General features: G+C 62.4%; 15 protein-coding genes. 8 read left to right on the top strand and 7 right to left on the bottom strand.

Going from position 1 to position 17,663, the window contains the following annotated elements; translation table 11 throughout:
- Positions 1-246 precede the first annotated feature (246 nt).
- The 5 genes from AC1RJY_RS01795 to AC1RJY_RS01775 all read left to right on the top strand — a co-directional run bounded on the left by AC1RJY_RS01795 (position 247) and on the right by AC1RJY_RS01775 (position 6,599).
- Entirely contained in the window at positions 247-2,310 is a 2,064-nt protein-coding gene (locus AC1RJY_RS01795; protein WP_498601092.1) for a beta-galactosidase, read from the top strand.
- An 11-nt stretch (positions 2,311-2,321) separates the two neighbouring features.
- On the top strand, positions 2,322-3,302 hold the full coding sequence (locus AC1RJY_RS01790; RefSeq protein WP_011773863.1) for an ABC transporter permease: 981 nt from the start codon (positions 2,322-2,324) through the stop codon (positions 3,300-3,302).
- A 56-nt stretch (positions 3,303-3,358) separates the two neighbouring features.
- Positions 3,359-4,228, top strand: coding sequence for a carbohydrate ABC transporter permease (locus AC1RJY_RS01785; RefSeq protein ID WP_498601248.1), 870 nt, complete (start codon positions 3,359-3,361; stop codon positions 4,226-4,228).
- Positions 4,229-4,233: 5 nt separating this feature from the next.
- A complete protein-coding gene (locus AC1RJY_RS01780; protein ID WP_210064448.1) occupies positions 4,234-5,883 on the top strand; it encodes an ABC transporter substrate-binding protein in 1,650 nt (549 codons plus the stop codon).
- A gap of 74 nt (positions 5,884-5,957) precedes the next feature.
- The gene (locus tag AC1RJY_RS01775; protein WP_286176303.1) at positions 5,958-6,599 is read left to right on the top strand and encodes a YesL family protein; all 642 of its coding nucleotides are present in this window, start codon (positions 5,958-5,960) and stop codon (positions 6,597-6,599) included.
- Here AC1RJY_RS01775 and AC1RJY_RS01770 read toward each other — a convergent pair.
- The 5 genes from AC1RJY_RS01770 to AC1RJY_RS01750 all read right to left on the bottom strand — a co-directional run bounded on the left by AC1RJY_RS01770 (position 6,596) and on the right by AC1RJY_RS01750 (position 11,384).
- On the bottom strand, positions 6,596-8,044 hold the full coding sequence (locus tag AC1RJY_RS01770; RefSeq protein WP_498601090.1) for an amidohydrolase family protein: 1,449 nt from the start codon (positions 8,042-8,044) through the stop codon (positions 6,596-6,598). The genes AC1RJY_RS01775 and AC1RJY_RS01770 overlap by 4 nt on opposite strands.
- Positions 8,045-8,237: 193 nt before the next feature.
- Entirely contained in the window at positions 8,238-10,172 is a 1,935-nt protein-coding gene (locus tag AC1RJY_RS01765) for an HNH endonuclease signature motif containing protein (protein ID WP_498601088.1), read from the bottom strand.
- A gap of 42 nt (positions 10,173-10,214) precedes the next feature.
- On the bottom strand, positions 10,215-10,709 hold the full coding sequence (locus AC1RJY_RS01760; protein ID WP_498601086.1) for a DinB family protein: 495 nt from the start codon (positions 10,707-10,709) through the stop codon (positions 10,215-10,217).
- On the bottom strand, positions 10,706-11,137 hold the full coding sequence (locus AC1RJY_RS01755) for a VOC family protein (protein ID WP_498601084.1): 432 nt from the start codon (positions 11,135-11,137) through the stop codon (positions 10,706-10,708). The genes AC1RJY_RS01760 and AC1RJY_RS01755 overlap by 4 nt, the downstream gene beginning before the upstream one ends.
- Before the next feature lie 79 nt (positions 11,138-11,216).
- Positions 11,217-11,384, bottom strand: coding sequence for a hypothetical protein (locus AC1RJY_RS01750; protein ID WP_498601082.1), 168 nt, complete (start codon positions 11,382-11,384; stop codon positions 11,217-11,219).
- A 344-nt stretch (positions 11,385-11,728) separates the two neighbouring features.
- Between AC1RJY_RS01750 and AC1RJY_RS01745 the strand changes: the two genes are divergently transcribed.
- On the top strand, positions 11,729-12,418 hold the full coding sequence (locus AC1RJY_RS01745; protein WP_014921006.1) for a hypothetical protein: 690 nt from the start codon (positions 11,729-11,731) through the stop codon (positions 12,416-12,418).
- A gap of 30 nt (positions 12,419-12,448) precedes the next feature.
- Here the strand turns inward: AC1RJY_RS01745 and AC1RJY_RS01740 are convergent, their stop codons facing one another.
- The gene (locus AC1RJY_RS01740; RefSeq protein WP_210064443.1) at positions 12,449-12,949 is read right to left on the bottom strand and encodes a GNAT family N-acetyltransferase; all 501 of its coding nucleotides are present in this window, start codon (positions 12,947-12,949) and stop codon (positions 12,449-12,451) included.
- Between the two features lie 52 nt (positions 12,950-13,001).
- A complete protein-coding gene (locus AC1RJY_RS01735) occupies positions 13,002-15,359 on the bottom strand; it encodes a glycoside hydrolase family 3 N-terminal domain-containing protein (protein WP_498601081.1) in 2,358 nt (785 codons plus the stop codon).
- 201 nt (positions 15,360-15,560) lie between these two features.
- Here AC1RJY_RS01735 and AC1RJY_RS01730 point away from each other — a divergent pair, with 201 nt between their 5' ends.
- On the top strand, positions 15,561-16,667 hold the full coding sequence (locus AC1RJY_RS01730; RefSeq protein WP_498601079.1) for a Gfo/Idh/MocA family protein: 1,107 nt from the start codon (positions 15,561-15,563) through the stop codon (positions 16,665-16,667).
- Positions 16,668-16,695: 28 nt separating this feature from the next.
- Positions 16,696-17,658 (top strand): DUF6807 domain-containing protein, encoded by a 963-nt coding sequence (locus AC1RJY_RS01725; protein ID WP_498601078.1) that lies wholly within the window; start codon positions 16,696-16,698, stop codon positions 17,656-17,658.
- The last annotated feature ends 5 nt before the right edge of the window (positions 17,659-17,663 follow it).

Below are 17,663 nucleotides of genomic sequence, written 5' to 3'. Positions count from 1 at the left end.
TCCGATAGTTTCCATTTTCGGTCGGAAAGTTACGTGATCCATCGCCCATTCATGCCCGCTGCGACTGCGATCCATCCCTCCGAAAGTCGCGTGGTTTCGCCCTAATCCCCACACCCGTTGCTCTCCCGGTTGCTCGTAAGTTTCCGATACCAGCCTGTTGTTATTGCGTAAACTTTACGATAGTTTCTCTCTGTGATGTGCGTCGCACTGTTGTTCAGGGCGACGAAGGCCGAGTGAAGGACAACGATGACCATCCACCCTGAGGATTTGCGGACTGCCGAGGCGCGGCTGCAGCAACTGCATCAACGAATAGGCGGCATTGCGTACGGCGGGGATTACAACCCCGAGCAATGGCCGCGCGAAGTCTGGCTCGAGGACGCCAAGCTCATGCAGCAAGCAGGAGTGAACCTGGTGACCTTGGCTGTCTTCGCGTGGAGCCGCTTGGAAACCAGTGACGGCGTTTTCGACTTCGGCTGGCTGGATGACGTCATGGACCTCATGCACCAGCACGGCATCGGCGTGGACCTGGCCACACCCGACGCTGTACCGCCGGCATGGCTTGTTGAGCAGCACCCGGACATGATGCCGGAACGAGCCGACGGCAGCATCTTCGGTTTCGGATCCCGGCAGCACTTTGACGTTTCCCACCCCGTGTACCGGGCCAAGTCGCTGGCTTTGGCGGAGAAGATGGGGGAGCGCTACGCCAAACATCCCGCGCTCCGAATGTGGCATGTGGGCAACGAATACGGTCCGGTGTCCTACGGTCCGTGGGCCGAGAAAGCGTTCCGGGCGTGGCTGCAGCGGAAGTACTCCTCACTGGATGAGCTGAACGAAGCCTGGAGCACCGCGGTATGGGGCCAGCTCTACACAGACTGGAACCAAGTCCGTGTCCCAGCGCAGCCCCGCACATGGTCCAACCCCTCGCGCCGACTGGATTTCCACCGCTTCACCTCGGAGAGCATGCTGGAGCACTTCACGGCAGAACGGGACATTCTCCGCCGGCACAGCCCGGACCTGCCGATCGTCACCAACTTCATGCGCTTCTACAAGACCAACGACTACTGGGCCTGGGCTGCAGAAGAAGACGCTGTTGCACTGGATATCTACCCGGACCCACGCGAAGACGACGCTCACGTCGCCGCCGCGTTGAACTTCGACCTCATGCGCTCACTCCGCCAGGGCCAGCCGTGGATGGTCATGGAGCAAGCTACCGGCGCGGTTAGTCAGTGGTCCGTCAACGTGTCCAAGCTTCCCGGCAAAATGCGCCTGAGTTCATATCAAGCCATAGCCCAGGGCGCCGATTCCATCCTCTTCTTCCAATGGCGCCAAGCCAAGGGTGGGACTGAGCGCTACCACTCTGCCATGGTCAACCACGCTGGTCCGAATACACGGATCTTCCGTGAAGTCTGCGGGCTGGGAGAGGAACTCAAGGCGTTGGGGGACCTGACCGGTACCCGTTCCACGGCTCACGTGGCCATCGTTTTCGACTGGGACTGCTGGTGGGCCTTGGAACTGGGCAACTCGCCCCGCTCCGACCTGAATTATGCGCAGGAGGTCCTGCGTTTCTACCGGCCACTGTTCGATGCCAACATCACCGTTGACTTGGTCAATGCCAACAGCGACCTTTCCGCGTACAGCGTGGTGATCATGCCGGCGTCGTACCTCCTTACGGACCTCGCCGCCCGGCGGTTCGAAGACTATGTGTCCGACGGCGGACGACTGGTGGTCTCGTACCTCTCCGGCATCGTGGACCAGAACAACACCATCCGGCTGGGCGGCTACCCCGGCGCTTTGCGGAACGTTTTGGGCGCGTGGAGCGAGGAAATGCATCCGCTCGCCGGGGACGGCGAACAAGTAAAACTCTCAACGCCCGACGGCGGAACGTCCTCCGCCACTTACTGGACTGAGCATCTGCACGCCGAAACTGCAGACGTCGTGGCCAGTTACACATCCGGGCGCTTGGCGGGAACCCCGGCTGTCACGCGCAATTCCTTCGGTGAGGGATCGGCGTTGTACCTATCGGCACGCGTTGATGAAGGCTTGTTGAACCAGCTCCTCGACGACGAACTTCTCGCCGCCGGTGTGGAACCGGAACTGAAGGCGCCTACGGGAGTCCAGGCCCGCCGTCGTGCCGGCAAAAGCGTCGACGGCACCAGCAGAAGTTTCCTCATGGTGCTCAACCACAACGACGCGCCTGCCAGCGTGGACGTCCTCGACGGCGGCACTGACCGACTCACCGGAGGCGCGGTTCGGGGGTTGGTTGAGCTCCCTGCGAACGGCGTCCTGATTCTCGACGAAACAGCAGGATAGGGAGGCGAACCATGGCACTACGACTGGACGTTCCCCCCAAGGTTGTCCCGGGCGCTGAGCCCGGGCAGGCAAAGAAGCGGCGCGACAAGCCCGGCAGCTGGAAGTTGGCCCTCAAACGCGACTGGCGGCTCTACACGCTGTTGGCACTGCCGCTGCTGTACCTGTTGATTTTCAGGTACCTGCCGATGGCCGGAAACGTGATCGCGTTCCGCCAATTCCAGCCGGGCGGAAGTATCTTCGGCGAGAAATGGGTGGGCTTCAAATACATCACCCTGTTCATCAACGACCCCAGCTTCTGGCAGGCCTTCCAGAACACCATCATCCTGGGTGTCCTGACGTTGGTTTTCTGTTTCCCGATGCCCATCATCTTCGCGTTGATGCTGAACGAACTCAGATCGCAGAAGTTCAAGAAGTTCGTGCAGACCGTGGCCTACCTGCCGCACTTCATGTCAGTGGTGATCATCGCCGGAATGATCCTGCAGAACTTCTCCATGACCGGCACCGTGAACCAGATCGCGGAAACCCTGTTCGGAACCACCGTGAACTTCACGCAGGATCCGGGCTGGTTCCGGCCCATGTACATCAGCTCTGAGGTGTGGCAGACCATGGGGTGGGGTGCCATCCTTTACCTCGCGGCGCTGACCCGCGTGGATGAGTCCTTGTATGAGGCGGCCAGGATCGATGGCGCCAATCGCTGGCAACAGACCTGGCACGTGACCCTTCCCGCCATCAGGCCGACCATCATCACGCTGCTCATCCTGAACATCGGCACGTTCATGGCGGTGGGGTTCGAGAAGATCCTCCTCATCTACAACCCGCTCAACTACGCAACGTCAGATGTCATCTCCACCTACCTGTACCGGGTGGGTTTGGAATCCAGCAACTTCAGCTACGCGGCCGCAATCGGAATGTTCGAATCCGTCATTGGCCTCACGCTGATCCTCTCAGCGAACGCGATCTCCAAGCGCGTCGCAGGAACGAGCCTGTGGTGAACAAGACAGCTACTGCCATCAAGGGTGCTCCAGCCCAAGGCGTCCTCCTGAAAGACATGAAAGTGTCTACCGGCATGCGGGTCTTCCGGGCCCTCAACCTGGTGTTCCTGCTGCTCGTGGTGTTCTTGACGGCCTACCCGTTCCTGAACATCATTGCCCAGTCGTTCTCCAGCGAGGGCTTCATCAACGCCGGGCAGGTCAACCTGTTCCCTATGGGGTTCAATACCGAAACCTACAAGCTGATCCTGGCTGACTCCACGTTCTGGAACAACTACGGCAACACCGTGCTGTACACGGTAGTGGCGACGGCGATCTCCATGGTGCTGACCACGTCCTTCGCCTACGCAATCGCCAAGAAGGAACTCAAGGGGCGCAGCGTTTTCATCGGCCTTGCAGTGTTCACCATGTTCTTCAACGGCGGGCTGATTCCCAACTACGTCCTCATCAGTTCACTTGGCATGCGGGACACCATCTGGGCGGTGGTGCTGCCGAACGCCATCAGCGTCTTCAACCTGCTCATCATGAAGTCGTTCTTCGAGAACATGCCCCGTGAGCTGGACGAAGCAGCATCCATTGATGGGCTCACCCAGTACGGCGTCCTCTTCAGGGTGGTGCTGCCGCTCAGCAAGGCAATCGTGGCCACCATGGTGCTGTTCTACGCGGTGGCCAACTGGAACTCCTGGTTCCAGGCCTTCCTTTACCTCGACAACCCGGATCTCTTTCCGGTCACCATCTACTTGCGCAACATGATCGCCGGAGTCACCACAGCGGGCTCAGCCGGCGGCACAGCGGAAAACGTCGGCCAGATCGCCGCGAACATCCAGTCGGTCACCATCGTCCTGACCGTCATCCCCATCCTTTGTATCTACCCATTCGTCCAGAAGTACTTTTTCTCGGGCGTGATGCTCGGGTCCGTCAAGGAATAACACTTATGAAAGGGCATTCAATGATCCACAAGCGAGAGTTCCGTAGGCGCGACTTCCTTGGACTCGCATCCGTGGTCACCATCGGTCTGATGATGACAAGTTGCGACTCCGACACCGCCGAGAAAGTAGACACCACCAAATCCCGCAACGGTGCGATGGACAGCTTCAAGGTAGGAGACACCTTCAAAGCGACGGTGCCTTTGACGTTCACCTTCCTGTTCTCGGACCAGCCAACCTACCCGTACAAAAAGGACTGGCTTCTGTTCACCAAGATGGCCAGCGACAACAACGTCACACTGGAACCCACCATCGTTCCCAACAGCGACTATGAGCAGAAGCGCAGCCTGCTCATCAGCTCCGGCAGCGCCCCCGAGATCATCGCGAAAACGTACCCCGGGCAGGAAGCGGCGTTCGTTTCCGCCGGGGCGGTTCTCCCCGTCAGCGACTATGTGGACCTCATGCCGCACTTCCAGGAGAAGGTGAAGAAGTGGAAGCTTGAGCCCGAGATTGAAGCGCTCACCCAGGAAGACGGCAAGTACTACGTCCTTCCCGGCCTGCACGAGGAACTGTGGCCCGACTACTCGCTGTGCCTCCGGAAAGACATCCTGAAGAAGGAGGGGCTTGCCGAGCCCACCACCTGGGATGAGTTCCGCGAAGTGTTGCGGTCGCTCAAGAAGTCTTATCCCGACGTCGTGCCCTTCTCGGACCGCTTCAAAGGTGACTGCGTCCTCAACGTTGCCGCCCCGTCCTTTGGAACCGTGGCGGGTTGGGGCTTGGTGGATGGGCTGCAGTTTGATGCAGACAAGAAGGAGTTCGGCTTCGCTGCCGGCTCCGGCGAGTTCAAGGAAGTGGTGACCTACTTCAACTCCTTGGTTTCCGAAGGATTGATGGACCCCGAAAGCTTCACGCAGACCGACGACGCCGCCATTCAAAAGTTCGTCTCCGGCAAATCGTTTGTTATCAGTGCCAACTCGCAGAACGTCATCACTTACCGCACCTCCATGGAACAGACCTTGGGCAAGGGCAACTTCGAGATCGGCAAGATCACGGTTCCCGGAGGCCCGGCAGGGGACATCATCGGCGGGACCCGGCTGGAGAACGGCATCATGTTGAACTCGTCCGTAAAGGACAAGGACAGCTTTGTGGCGCTCATCCAATACATCGACTGGTTGTTCTACAGCGACGCCGGCCAGGAGTTCAGCAAGTGGGGCGTGGAAGGAACCACGTTCACCAAGTCCGGCGGGAAGCGCCAACTCGCCGCCGATATCAACTTCCAGGGACTCAACCCCGCCGGGACCAAGGACCTGCGGGTGGACTACGGCTTCTCTGGTGGGAACTTCGCCTATGGTGGCGCTACGGAACTGCTGCATTCCACGTTCAACGATGAGGAACTCGCGTTCCAGAAGGCCATGAAGTCCAAGAAGCCGCGCCCGGTTGCGCCGCCAGTGCCATTCAACGACGTCGACCGCGAACAAGCCACATTGGCGCTCACCCCGCTCAAGGACCACGTCAAGCAGAACACCCTCAAGTTCATTACCGGGCAGCGCGGCCTCAGCGAGTTCGACGCCTATGTGAAGGAACTCGATAGCAAGGGACAGACAAAGTACGTCGAGCTGGCGAACAAGGCCTACAAGGCTTACGCGGACAAGAAATAGTTCAGATGGCAGGCAGGGAGGCAGAATACGGGTCCGGGCCGTTATTCAAAGCGGCGGGCACGGTATACGGCGTTATGGTCAGCAGCACTTTACTGGTGCTGGCGAACGTGCTGGTTGTTCCACTGTTGCTTGGGGTTGGTCCTCTGGCGTTGCTGGGATTTATGCTGCTTGGACCCTCCGTTGTGGCTTCCTGCTACGCCTTCAACCGGCTCCTGGCAGGCGAGGACAGCGGGGTGTTCCAGGATTTCCTGAAGTCCTATCGGAGCAACTTCGGCCAGGCAGTGGCGGTGTGGCTGCCGTACATGCTTTTCCTCGGCATCATCGCGTTCAACCTGAGCGTCCTGCCAGGATCCGCTTCGCCGGGGTCCGGCGAAGCGGATCCTGTCCAGTTGGCCGCGCGGGTAGGGCTGGTAGGGCTCGCGCTCATGGTTTGCACTGCAGCCATGAACGCGATGCTCCTCCTGTCCCGCTTCACTTTCCGCACCAGGGATATCTACCGCTTGTCCGTCTACACCTTGGGCGCACAGCGGAGGGGGTCGTTGGGGAATGCCGGCATCCTGTTTGTCACCGCTTTTGTCCTGGTCATGACAACCGCCTGGCTGATCCTGTTCGTCGCTGGACTCGTGGTGTACCTGGCGTGCCTTAACTCCCGGCCATTGTTGGCGTCTGTTGAGGCCAGGTTCACGGTGGCCGCCGGGCCTTCCGAGGGCGGCTAGAGGTTCGTCCGGACTACAGCACCTTGCGCGATTACCGTGCTGACCTTCTCCAAAGCGGAGCCGTCCGTCAACGGATCGGAGTCAACCACCACGACGTCGGCCATCGAGCCGGTGACCAGCCGTCCCACGCTTTCGCCTCGTCCAAGCAAACGGGCAGCATTCGTGGTGGCGGCTTGGAGCGCCTCCAAGGGGGTGAGGCCGGCTTCAGCGAGCAGCCGGGCTTCGGTGCCGATTGGCGTGACATCCGTTCCGAAGGAATCTGTTCCGGCCACGATGGTGACGCCGGCATCCTTGGCTGCACGGACTGCGGCCTGCAAGATGGGTGTGTACTCCTTACCGCGGGCGGCCAGAATAGGGTTCGCAGAATTGGCCATGCTGGTGATGGCATCCATGGTGGGCGTGAAGAACGTCCCGCGTCGGGCCATCTCGCTGATGGTGTTCTCCGTCATGAAGACGCCGTGCTCGATGCTTCGGACACCGGCCCGGACTGCGCCATCAATGCCCTCGGCGCTGTAGGCGTGGCAGAGGACGCCGGCACCCTTGGCCGCCTTGACGATCGCTCCGATCTGGTCCACGTTGTACACCAGTTCGCGGGGGTCCTGCTCGGGAAGGCCGGCCCGTGGGTTGGCGCGGGTCTTGATGACCTGGGCACCGCGCTTGAGGTTGACACGGGTGAGGTACGCAAGATCCTGGGGCTCCTTGACTCCGCCACTCAGCGTCGCCAAAGGGGCCAGATCCGGATCGGCCAAGAGGGAATCGCCCTGATCCGGGGAGATGAACAAGCCTGCCGGTGTCATCCTGGGTGAGAGACCGGGGGCCCACGACGGCAGGGCGGCCAAGGCAATGTCCTGGTAAAAGGTGCTAGAGCCGCTGCGGACACTGGTGGCCCCACCCTGCAGGAGCGCGCGGGCATCGGCCAGCGCGTTGGCGTGGACGTGGGCATCGACGAGGCCAGGGAGCACCCACTTGCCCGAAGCGTTCAGTACGCGGGCACGCTTTGCGACGGCGGCCACTGCCTTCCGCGTCTCGTCGCGGCTTCCGACGGCGGTGACCTTGCCGCCGTCGAGAACCAGCACGCCGTCTGCCACGGCATCGCCGGTCTTGGGGTCCACCACGGTTCCACCCTCAATGATCACTGCTTGGGTAGGCAGAGGCTTGCCGGGGTAGTTCGGTCCGGACGGGGCGTTATCTGCGAGGGCCGCGGGCGCTGATGCCAACTGCGCGGCAATGCCCGCTACGGAGATCCCGGCCAGTGCGGCGGCTCCGGCGAGGATCCCTCGGCGAGGCAGTTCACCCTTGGGCGTGGGGGCTGCGGTGTGGTCGTGAAGGCACATCGTTGTACTCCCGGGGGACGAGCTGTCGGAGCCGCCATTGACGGCGGCATGCTTTTGGTATTCCAGAATGCCCCAGTCTCGCATTTCGATGCAAGTGAGATCTGCGCCCATTGAGATAATTTCGGAGTTTTGGTATGCCAAAATGGGGACTCGCTTGTCGGGGACGTGGGGATCCTCTTCGTTGCGGGCACGGGCCGACACGGGGAGCTGCCCGGAAGCGAACAAAGTGTCGCGTGGCCCTCCCAATAATCAGACCCCGAAGTTCACTTTCACCTACGCCCGCGGCGTATCCCACGCAACACACTTATGTCTTGTGGGGTGTGTGGTGGTGGTTGCGTCGGGGTTTTTGGTGGGGGTCGATGTGGGGTGGGGGTATGAACCAGGGGATGCCTGTTGTCATGTCGATGCGCCATTGCTCCTTGTGGGTGAGGTGGTGGTGGTGGCTGCAGAGCAGGGTGCCGTTGTTTGTGCCTGTGGTGCCGCCGTGGGACCAGTAGGTGGTGTGGTGGGCTTCGCACCAGGGTGCGGGCATGGTGCAGTCGGGGAAGGCGCAGCCTTGGTCGCGTGCGGTGATGGCTTTGCGGATGTGGGGTGGGAAGATCCGGGTGGTGCGGCCGATGTCCAGGACGCGTGAGTCGCTGCCGAGCAGGACGGGGAGGATGTCGGCGTCGCAGGCGATTTTGCGGATGGTGTTCGGGTGGATCGGGCCCAGGAATGTGGCGGTCCCGGTGCTGAGCCGGTTCCCGGAGCCGGGCTGGGTGGGGCTGAGTTGGAGTTGGTTGAAGAGGTCGCGGCGGTCGATGGTGACGGTGACTTGGGGTCGGAGGCCGCCGTTCGACGGGAGTTTCCCGGTGCTCATCGCGACGCTGCACGCACCGACGAGGCCGTCGAGGAGTTTCTGCGCCCTCGAACGCCGGTCCAGGTCCGGGCCGCTTGATCCGAGATCTGCTTCTTGCATGGTTGCTTCGTCGGCTCCTGATCCGGCCGGGTAACCTGTGCCAGGTCCTTGATCCGGGCCTTCGCTGGGTGCCGTGCCGGACTCCGGACCATTGAGTCGGGGGTTGGTGGCGGCGTTCATGGCGGTGGTGAGGGTTTCGTATTGTTCTGCGGTGGCGAAGATTTCGAGGTGGTGGAGTCCGTGGCGGCGTCGGCGGCGGAGGAACGCGCCTTGGAGTTGGCGGAGTGCTTCTTCAGTGGGTTCGGGGCCGTCTTGGTCGATGAGGTCGGTCCATCGTCGGGCCATTTTGGTGACGAAGTCGGGATCGGATTCGATGGCGGTGGTGGTGAGGGCGTGTTCCATGTCGGTGATGGTCTGGGGTTCTGCGAGGTGCTGGACTTTGTCCAGGGCGGTGCTGATGATCGTCGCGGACCGGGAGGGCACCAAAGCCGATCCGATGGCGTCGGCGAGGATTTCCCGCCGGGCGGGGACGTCCTGCCCGGTTATGCCGGCCTGGGGGAGGACCTCGGCGGCGAGTGCGAGCCTGCGCCGGGCCTCTCCGATACCGATCCGCAACCGTGCCCGAAGGAATTCCGCCGCGTTCCGATACCCATCATCCAAAAAACTGCCCGCCGGGGCCGTCGCCGCGGCATGGGCTACTCCCGCCGGGGCCGTCGCCGCGGCATGGGCTACTCCCGCCAGGGCCGCACTCACGTGGGCCGCACTGTGGCTCGTTCCCGCCAGGAATGCTCCCGCCGGGCCGGCGCCTGGTGACGCTGCGTCTCCAGCAACCGCCGAAGCACCGGCTGGCTCAGTCCACCCCGTCCGCCACTCCGGCGCTGCCGCCGACACCCCCGGCCGGGCTTGCTGAGCTTCCTTCCGGGTCCGTTCCACCGCCTGCGCAGCAACCAGCTGCAAATACTCCACCGACCGGGAGATCTCCTCGACCCTGCCGGCGAAATCCGCGGCCTCAACAAACCCGAACAGCAGGGCCTCGTCGGTGATGGATTCGCGGAGCGAGCTCAGGGCGTCGTCCGCCTGCGTCATACGCATACCATGATCCATGGCCACTGGGTTCACGTTTGCGGTCGAGCTGAATCCCGACGACCATGTCAACGACACCGGCCCGCGAGGCAGCTCACCGGCCCGGGGGCGATCCGCGAGGGTGCCTGCCGCCGTCGTGCTTTTGAACGCGGCAATCCTCCCTGGCACGCCTAGTGACTTAGCGGGGACGCCTCGTGGGAACATCGACGCGCGCGACACCCTAACCCGCTGCGCGAAGATTGTCCCGATGGCTCCCATGAAACAACCCTGTCATGGGGGTCTGACATTTTTAGCTCGCGGCTACGACGTGACCTGTTCCCGCAGGATATCGGCGTGACCGCAGTGCTGGGCGAGCTCCCGCAGCATGTGCAGGTAAACCCATCTGAGCGGCAGCGGACCGCGGCGGTTTCCCAGCAGAAGGTCGTCAAGCCCAAGGGGAGCCGCAGCCCGCCTGGAAGCTTCGCACGCCTCGCGGTGAGCTGCTTGAATGCTGGCAATGGTGTCGTTGTCGTCCAGAATGAACGACTCGTCGGGTGATGCCGGGATGCCGATCTCAGCGCGGGGCCTCCGCGTAATGGCTTCGTCGAACCACACTTTCTCCACGAAGATTGCGTGCTTCACCAAGCCTAGAAGAGTTGTGCGGGAAGGCACCAAAGACCGTCGTGCTTGCTCTTCGGTGAGTCCATCCAAGCTGGCGTTCAGGGCCCTGCGGTGCTCCTCCAAGAAGCTATCGAACTGAGCTCGAGAATCTTGGTTGATGACGTCGTCAGCGAACGTCGGCGGGAACGCAGTCATCCGAAAACCACCGTGCCGTCGTCGTCAACGCGCCAGCCGGGGTTGTGGGCGATCTCCCAGACGATTCCGTTCGGGTCCTTGACGTGGCCGTGGAAGATGCCGCCGAAAACGCCTGCTTGGGCGGGCTTCACCACAGTGGCGCCCGCCGCCGTCAGGGTGTCGATGGTGCTGGAAACCTCCGCCGCACTGCTCACGTTGTGTGAGAGTGTCACGCCGCTGACTCCCGGCGTCGGAGCAGTAGCGCCGAGGTCCTGATCGAACTTCGCGGCGTCGAACAGGCCGAGCATCAGTCCTGGTGCTACTTGGAAGAAGAGGATCTCGCCGGGAACATCCATAACCGGATCCCAGCCGAGCCCGTCCTTGTAGAACGCGCGCGCGGCGTCGAGATCCTTGGTGGCGAATGTGAGGAAATGCAGTCGCTGGTCCATACGGGCATCGTAGCGGGAAGGTACGACGGCAATGCCACAATGAGGGCATGGTTGAAGCAGCCCAGACCCAGCGCCTGCTTCAACGCGTGGCGCTGGCGATATCTGCGGCGACGTTAACGATGGCGGTCACCACGGGGTGCGGTCCCTCCATGAGCGGGGCGCCGCCGTGTTTGCCGCCCGAGTATGCCGTGAGTCCGTCCTCGGCAAAACTCGGAGATTCGGTCACCGTGTCTGCAGCGGATGCCAAGTGCCATCCCCGATACGGTGCCGACGCCCGGATCAGCATCGTCCTCGTTGATGCGGCCGGGATTGAGGTACTTAGGACAACGGCACCCATGACTGACGCCGGCGGGTTCAGCGCCGCCGTCGAAGTCCCTTTGCAGTCCGCCCGAGGTGTCATGGCCGTGAATGCCATCCCCTACGGGGTCGATTGGTGTGACGACACTGGTAGGAACAACCGGGTAGGGCGAGGTGAGCTAGCGCTCGAGAGGGCCTCCTGCGTTCTCCCCACGAAACCACTCAACATCACGGAATAGGCAGACTTGCCGGGTCCTGTTGAGGCCCGGTCAGAGCTGGTGGGAGGATGGAGCAGTGGAACCCCTCTTCGATTTCCTTGGCAGTTACTGGTGGCTCATTTTCCCGATCGGCGGGATGGCTGGTGGCTGGGCAAGTCAGTGGTCCAAGGCCAGCGCAGAGCGGCACCGCCGGAAGGTTGAGTTGCTGAAGTTGCGGAACCAACTCGCGGTGCACGAGGAAGCCAACCAGGCTGAGGTTGTTTCGTTGATTGCCGCGCATGACTCGGTGAATCACAGGTGGCTGGATTACGAGCTCGACGTCGGCAACCTCATTGATTTCCCGCTCATGACGGACGTCCGCGAACCGCTCACCGTCGCCTTCCTGCGGGCCAAGAAAGAAGCCGACGGCTTGCGGCCCGCAACCCCGGAAGAAATTTCGACGCCGGCCCGGCTGGCTGAGTACCGCGCGGCAGTCCACAGCTACGAACTCGCTTTCGACGTTGCCGAACGGGAAGCCAGGCGTATCAAAGATGGCAACTTCACCGGCCCTGAGCGGCAACGGCTGGCTACGGCACGGAAGCTGCTACGGATCGCGGAGGACACCGCAGCCACGCCCGCCGAACGTCAAACCGCGTACAAACGAGCCCGCAAGGAACTGGATGGCTTGATCGTCCTGCCCGAGGCGACCGTTGCCGCGCTGGAGAGCAAAATCATCAGCATGCTCGACACTCGCAGGGACCCGGAAACGGATGTCCGATCTGCTTGACGCAAAAAGGGGGTCGGGACGCTACAACAGCTAGCTGAACTCAACGCCCATCACGGTCCGCACCATGGATCCGCCCAGATCGTCTTCAAGGTGCCGCATCCCAATAGCCTCGGCAACCCGTCGCGACGCAACGTTGTCCGGGTGGATGATCGCCACCAGTTTGGTCGTCCCGAGCAAAGTCCGGGCATATTCCATACACGCCAAGGCCGCTTCCTTTGCATACCCCCTGCCCTGAAGCTCCAATCGCACGTGGTAGCCCACCTCGAGCTCGGGCCGCCCATTTACGTTTTGCCATGTCAGCCCGCAGTCGCCCACGAAGCCGCCGTCGTGCGTTTCAATAATCCAGAGCCCAAAGCCTTCGCGAGCGTAATTCGCCTGGTTCCAAGCGATCCAAGCTGCTGCTTCTTCCCGGGTTTTCGGCGCCGGGTAGTACGTCATGACCGCGGGATCGCCGAGCATCGAGCTCATCACGTCCAGGTCAGACGGTGTCATTTCGCGGAAGCGCAGCCTGTCCGTCGGGTGGGGGAGCATCTCAAAAGCCTACCGACACCATGCCTGTACCTTCAGCAGTAGTGCCGGTACGTTAGCGCTGCCGCACCTCCACCGGCGTCAGCATCTCCCGCTCGAACCCCACAACTCGTCGCGGCCCGTGCAGGATGACCTCATGCGAAGCAACATCGGACACGCTGGACGTGGAAACGTGCAGCTTCACCAGCCCTGACGTCACCACGCGCTTAAGGTCCAGCCCGGTGAAGGACGTGCGGTCCGCGTGAACCATAAAATCCACGACGGCGGATTGGCCGGCTTCCAGTTCGACGCGGGCGTAGCCAATCAACTCGCGGACGGGACGAACCACTTCGCCCACCGGGTCCGTCAGGTACAGCTGGACAACTTCAGCGCCAGCACGCGAACCAGTATTCGTCACAGAGCAACTCACAACCACCGAGTCCGACGTCGACATCGTCGGCGCACTGCGCTGGTGATCGGACAGCTCAAACGTCGTATAGGAAAGGCCGTGCCCGAAACCGAACAGCGGCGAGGGGTCCAGCGCGCTGACCCCGCTGGGACCGGCGAGCTTGGAATGAAGGTACGTGCCTGGCTGGCCACCGGAGGTTCGGGGCACCGAGACAGGCAACTTGCCGGAAGGATTCACGACGCCGGTCAGCACATCCCAGAGTGCCTCGCCACCTTCTTCGCCGGGGAAGAAGCCTTGGACGATCGCGTGTGCCCGGTCAACAAAGTCGCCCAGTGCGTAGGGTCGCCCGCTGAGAACCACCACCACGGCACGAGTTCCGGACGCCTCGCATGCAGAGAGAACACGGTCCAGCATCCGGTGCTGGTCGCCGGGGAGGCGGAGGTCCGCGGCGTCGTTGCCTTCGCCCGAGGTGCCCCGGCCAAACAGTCCGGCGTTGTCGCCGACCACCACCACACAGGTGTCCACGCCGGACGCTACACGGCAGGCTTCGGCGATCTGCTCGTCCGTGGCCGATTCGCAATTACCGGTGACTGAGCTGAGCACAGATCCGTACCGCCCAGCTGCAACGGCCGCGACTGAAGGAACAGAGATACCCATCGGCACCTCGGGATGCGACGCACCAACATGGGCGTCGAAGGAGTAGCAGCCGAGCATGGCGAAGGGGTCGTCGGCCAACGGACCCACAACTGCCAGGGAGCCCACCGGTTCGAGTGGCAGGGCCGGAGCATCACGGAACTTCCTGTTGCTCAACAACACCAGAGACTGGGCGGCCACCTCTCGCGCCAACGCACGGTTCTCGGAGGGATCCAACTCAATCGAACCAGCCGCACTACTACCGGATAGCACCGGAGGAACGGCCGAGAAGTCGGGCGACAACAGCCCAACCTCAGCCTTCTGCGTGAGTACCCGTCGCAGTGCCTCGTCAACCACGGATTCGTCCAGTACTCCGTCGCGGATACGACGCAGCAGCGGCTCACCAAAGCAGTTCACAGTAGGCAATTCCACGTCAACGCCTGCGGACAGCGCCAGCACGGCAGCGTCACCGGAGTCAGCGGCTACTCCGTGGGTGATGTCCAGGAACGCGACGCCGAAGTAGTCGGCCACTACCGTCCCGGCGAAGCCCCAGTCCTCACGAAGCAGCCCGGTGAGAAGGGCGCGGTTCGCGGCGGCCGGTACGCCATCGACGTCGGTGTAAGCGTGCATCACCGAACGCGCGGCCCCGTGGCGGATCGCCATTTCAAACGGCGGCAGCATGACGTCGGCGAGTTCTCGGGGGCCCATGGAGACGGGCGCGTGGTTGCGGCCCGCCTGGGAAGCTGAGTAGCCCACGAAGTGCTTGAGGGTGGCCACGATTCCGGTTGTTTCCAGGCCCTGCACGTACGCGGTGGCCACCGTGCCCACCAAATACGGGTCTTCGCCGATGGTTTCCTCCACCCGGCCCCAACGGAGATCGCGGACCACGTCCAGGACGGGGGCCAAACCTTGGTGAATGCCCAAGGACCGCATGGTCGCTCCGATACGGGATGCCATTTCCCGCACCAACACAGGGTTGAAGGTAGCGCCCCAGGCGAGTGGTACAGGGAAGGCCGTGGCCTTCCAGGCAGCCAGACCGGCCAGGCATTCCTCGTGAACCTGCGCTGGTATTCCGAAGCGGGAGGCGGCCATGATCTGTTCCTGGGCTGCGGCCAGGCGGCGCGCGCCTTCGGAGGGTTCCACGGGGACGGTGCCGTACATGCGAGTGATCTGCCCGAGTCCGTTGGCGATGATGTCATCCCAAGAACGCGTGTCACCGGCCATCTGGCTTTGCAAGGGAGCCACGGAATCGCCGTCAGTGGATGCGTTGACCCACACTCCCACCAGTTGCGCGAGCTTTTCCTCAAGGGTCATTTCACGTATGAGGTGCTCCACGACGTCCGATGCGGATATGCGGGCAAGTGCTTGCTGATCGGCGGCGCCGGTGCTCACAGGCTTCTCCTTGGATTCTGACGATGATTTTTAGAAACTATCAGAAATCCATGTTTACTTTCCATAGCCCATATCCCTTGACTTAGCTTGACCGCTCTCCATAGCGTTGAGCACTGACGGGAATTCAGTCATGGAAATTCCTCACATGGCGATACGAAACTTTCGGACATGATCAAGCAAGCTCGACGGAGAGACTCACACATGCAGACGTACAAAGTGGCCATCGTGGGCACAGGTGGAATCGCGGCAGTGCACGCATCCAACCTCGCCCGCACAGACAATCGGGCCGAGTTAGTGGCCGCATGCGATGTTGACGACGCACGCCTACAGGCCTTCGCCAACAACCACGGAATAGCCGGCCGCTACCAGAGCCTCACGGAGCTGCTTGCCGAGGCCAAGCCGGACATCGTGCATCTCTGCACACCGCCCATGATGCACATTGACCAGGCAATTGAGTGCCTCGAGGCCGGGGCGCACGTGCTGTCAGAGAAACCGCCGGCCTTGAGCCTGGCCGACTTCGATCGCCTCAACGAGGCCGAAGCCAGAGGCGGCGCGCAGTTCTCCTGCGTGTTCCAGCACCGGTTCGGCGATGCCTCGGCAGCCGCACGGAGCCTCATCGGCGGCAGCGACTTTGGCCGCCCACTCGTGGCCCGCTGCGATACCCTTTGGTACCGCCCGGACGAGTACTTCGACCTACCTTGGCGTGGCACCTGGAAGGCGGAGGGCGGCGGACCCACCATGGGGCACGGCATCCACCAGTTCGATCTTCTCCTCCACCTGCTCGGTCCGTGGGAAGAGGTCAGCGCCATCGCCTCAAGGCAAGCTCGAGCAACCTCCACCGAGGACTTTTCCGCCGCGCTGGTCCGCTTCGACAACGGCGCCGCCGCAACGGTGATCAACTCGTTGCTTTCACCGCGCGAAACTTCGGACATCCGCGTCGACTGCGAGTTCGCCACCATCGAACTCAGCCACCTTTACGGCTACAGCACCAAGGATTGGACCATCACGGCGGCACCCGGACACGATGAGGCCGTTTCAGGTGCGTGGACCGGCCAACCGTTGGAGCGGGGGAGCGGACACTCCGCTCAGTTCCTTGCCATGTATGACGCGCTCGACGCCGGGCTGCCGCTCCCAGCCGGCGCGGACTCAGCGCGGCAGACGCTGGAGTTCGCTGCCGCAATTTACGCTTCGGCCTTCACCGGACGAGCTGTGCGCCGCGGGGAAATCGTCCCCGGCCATGCCTTCTACGAGGGCATGGACGGCGACGGCCGCGGTACCCGTGTCCTGGCCTCCACAGCCCGCGCCTAAATTCCTTCACTGAAACCGGAGAACCCTCATGACCACCACCGCCCAGTCCGCCGTGACCGACACCCTTAGCTATAGCGACGACGGCCGTTCCCTAACCTTCACGGTGGGGGACCAAGACATCGCGAGCTACACCTACCTCCCGGCCGATGACCAGTACGAAAGCCCCCGCCCCTACTTCCATCCACTGACCACCTTGGAAGGAGACGAAGTCACCATCTCCCGGCCATGGGACCACGTGTGGCACAAAGGTCTTTCCTGGGCGCTGCCGAACGTAGGCGAGCACAACTTCTGGGGCGGAGCCACCTACACACGGGAGACCGGCTACGCCAACCTGGACAACAACGGCGCCATGAACCATCAGGCGTTCACTAGCATCGAGGAATCCGGCACCTCCATTACCGCCACAGAAACAATGCTTTGGACTGCCCAACCCGTCGGACCCGGGCAGCAGGGCCAACCCCTCATCAGTGAAAAGCGTCGCTTTGCCATCCAACTCCTTCCGGCCGGAAACGCGTGGGCACTCCTCTTCGAAACCACCATGGAGAACGTCTCCGGCAGACAGATCGACATCGGAAGCCCCACCACGGAAGGCCGCGACAACGCTGGCTACGGTGGCCTGTTCTGGCGTGGACCCCGATCCTTCACCGGCGGTGAGTTCCGATCAGAAAACGGGACCGGCGCGGACGAGTTCATGGGCACCCGCTCACCCTGGATCGCCTTCACTGGCCAGCACGACGACACATGCCGGAAGTCCAGCATCCTGTTCGTCGAGGACCAAGCCAACCCTGGCGCCGCGAATCAGTGGTTCGCCCGCTCCTCCATGTTCGCCTGCCTCGGCTCGGCCCCGTTCTTCAGCGAAGTAGTCCCCCTGAAGGTGAGCGAACCGCTCAGCTACCGCTACGCCGTCGTGATTACCGACGGTTCGCTGGAAGACGAGCAAGCCGCCGCGCTCGCCGACGCCGCTAAGTCCGCGCTGGATGCCTGGGCCTGACATGT

The sequence above is a fragment of the Arthrobacter sp. GW822-FHT05G07 genome, assembly GCF_058799755.1.
The sequence above is the reverse complement of the archived record's forward strand: the minus strand, read 5'-3'. Positions and strand labels throughout refer to the sequence as shown.

What these genes read in the sequence shown, in the direction of transcription:
- AC1RJY_RS01790 (WP_011773863.1), top strand. Translation starts at nt 2,322, where the DNA reads ATGGCACTACGACTGGACGTTCCCCCCAAGGTTGTCCCGGGCGCTGAG.
- AC1RJY_RS01730 (WP_498601079.1), top strand. Translation starts at nt 15,561, where the DNA reads ATGCAGACGTACAAAGTGGCCATCGTGGGCACAGGTGGAATCGCGGCA.
- AC1RJY_RS01725 (WP_498601078.1), top strand. Translation starts at nt 16,696, where the DNA reads ATGACCACCACCGCCCAGTCCGCCGTGACCGACACCCTTAGCTATAGC.
- AC1RJY_RS01765 (WP_498601088.1), bottom strand. Translation starts at nt 10,172, where the DNA reads ATGGGAGCCATCGGGACAATCTTCGCGCAGCGGGTTAGGGTGTCGCGC.
- AC1RJY_RS01740 (WP_210064443.1), bottom strand. Translation starts at nt 12,949, where the DNA reads ATGCTCCCCCACCCGACGGACAGGCTGCGCTTCCGCGAAATGACACCG.
- AC1RJY_RS01785 (WP_498601248.1), top strand. Translation starts at nt 3,359, where the DNA reads ATGAAAGTGTCTACCGGCATGCGGGTCTTCCGGGCCCTCAACCTGGTG.
- AC1RJY_RS01760 (WP_498601086.1), bottom strand. Translation starts at nt 10,709, where the DNA reads ATGACTGCGTTCCCGCCGACGTTCGCTGACGACGTCATCAACCAAGAT.
- AC1RJY_RS01775 (WP_286176303.1), top strand. Translation starts at nt 5,958, where the DNA reads ATGGTCAGCAGCACTTTACTGGTGCTGGCGAACGTGCTGGTTGTTCCA.
- AC1RJY_RS01795 (WP_498601092.1), top strand. Translation starts at nt 247, where the DNA reads ATGACCATCCACCCTGAGGATTTGCGGACTGCCGAGGCGCGGCTGCAG.
- AC1RJY_RS01755 (WP_498601084.1), bottom strand. Translation starts at nt 11,137, where the DNA reads ATGGACCAGCGACTGCATTTCCTCACATTCGCCACCAAGGATCTCGAC.
- AC1RJY_RS01770 (WP_498601090.1), bottom strand. Translation starts at nt 8,044, where the DNA reads ATGGGCGCAGATCTCACTTGCATCGAAATGCGAGACTGGGGCATTCTG.
- AC1RJY_RS01780 (WP_210064448.1), top strand. Translation starts at nt 4,234, where the DNA reads ATGAAAGGGCATTCAATGATCCACAAGCGAGAGTTCCGTAGGCGCGAC.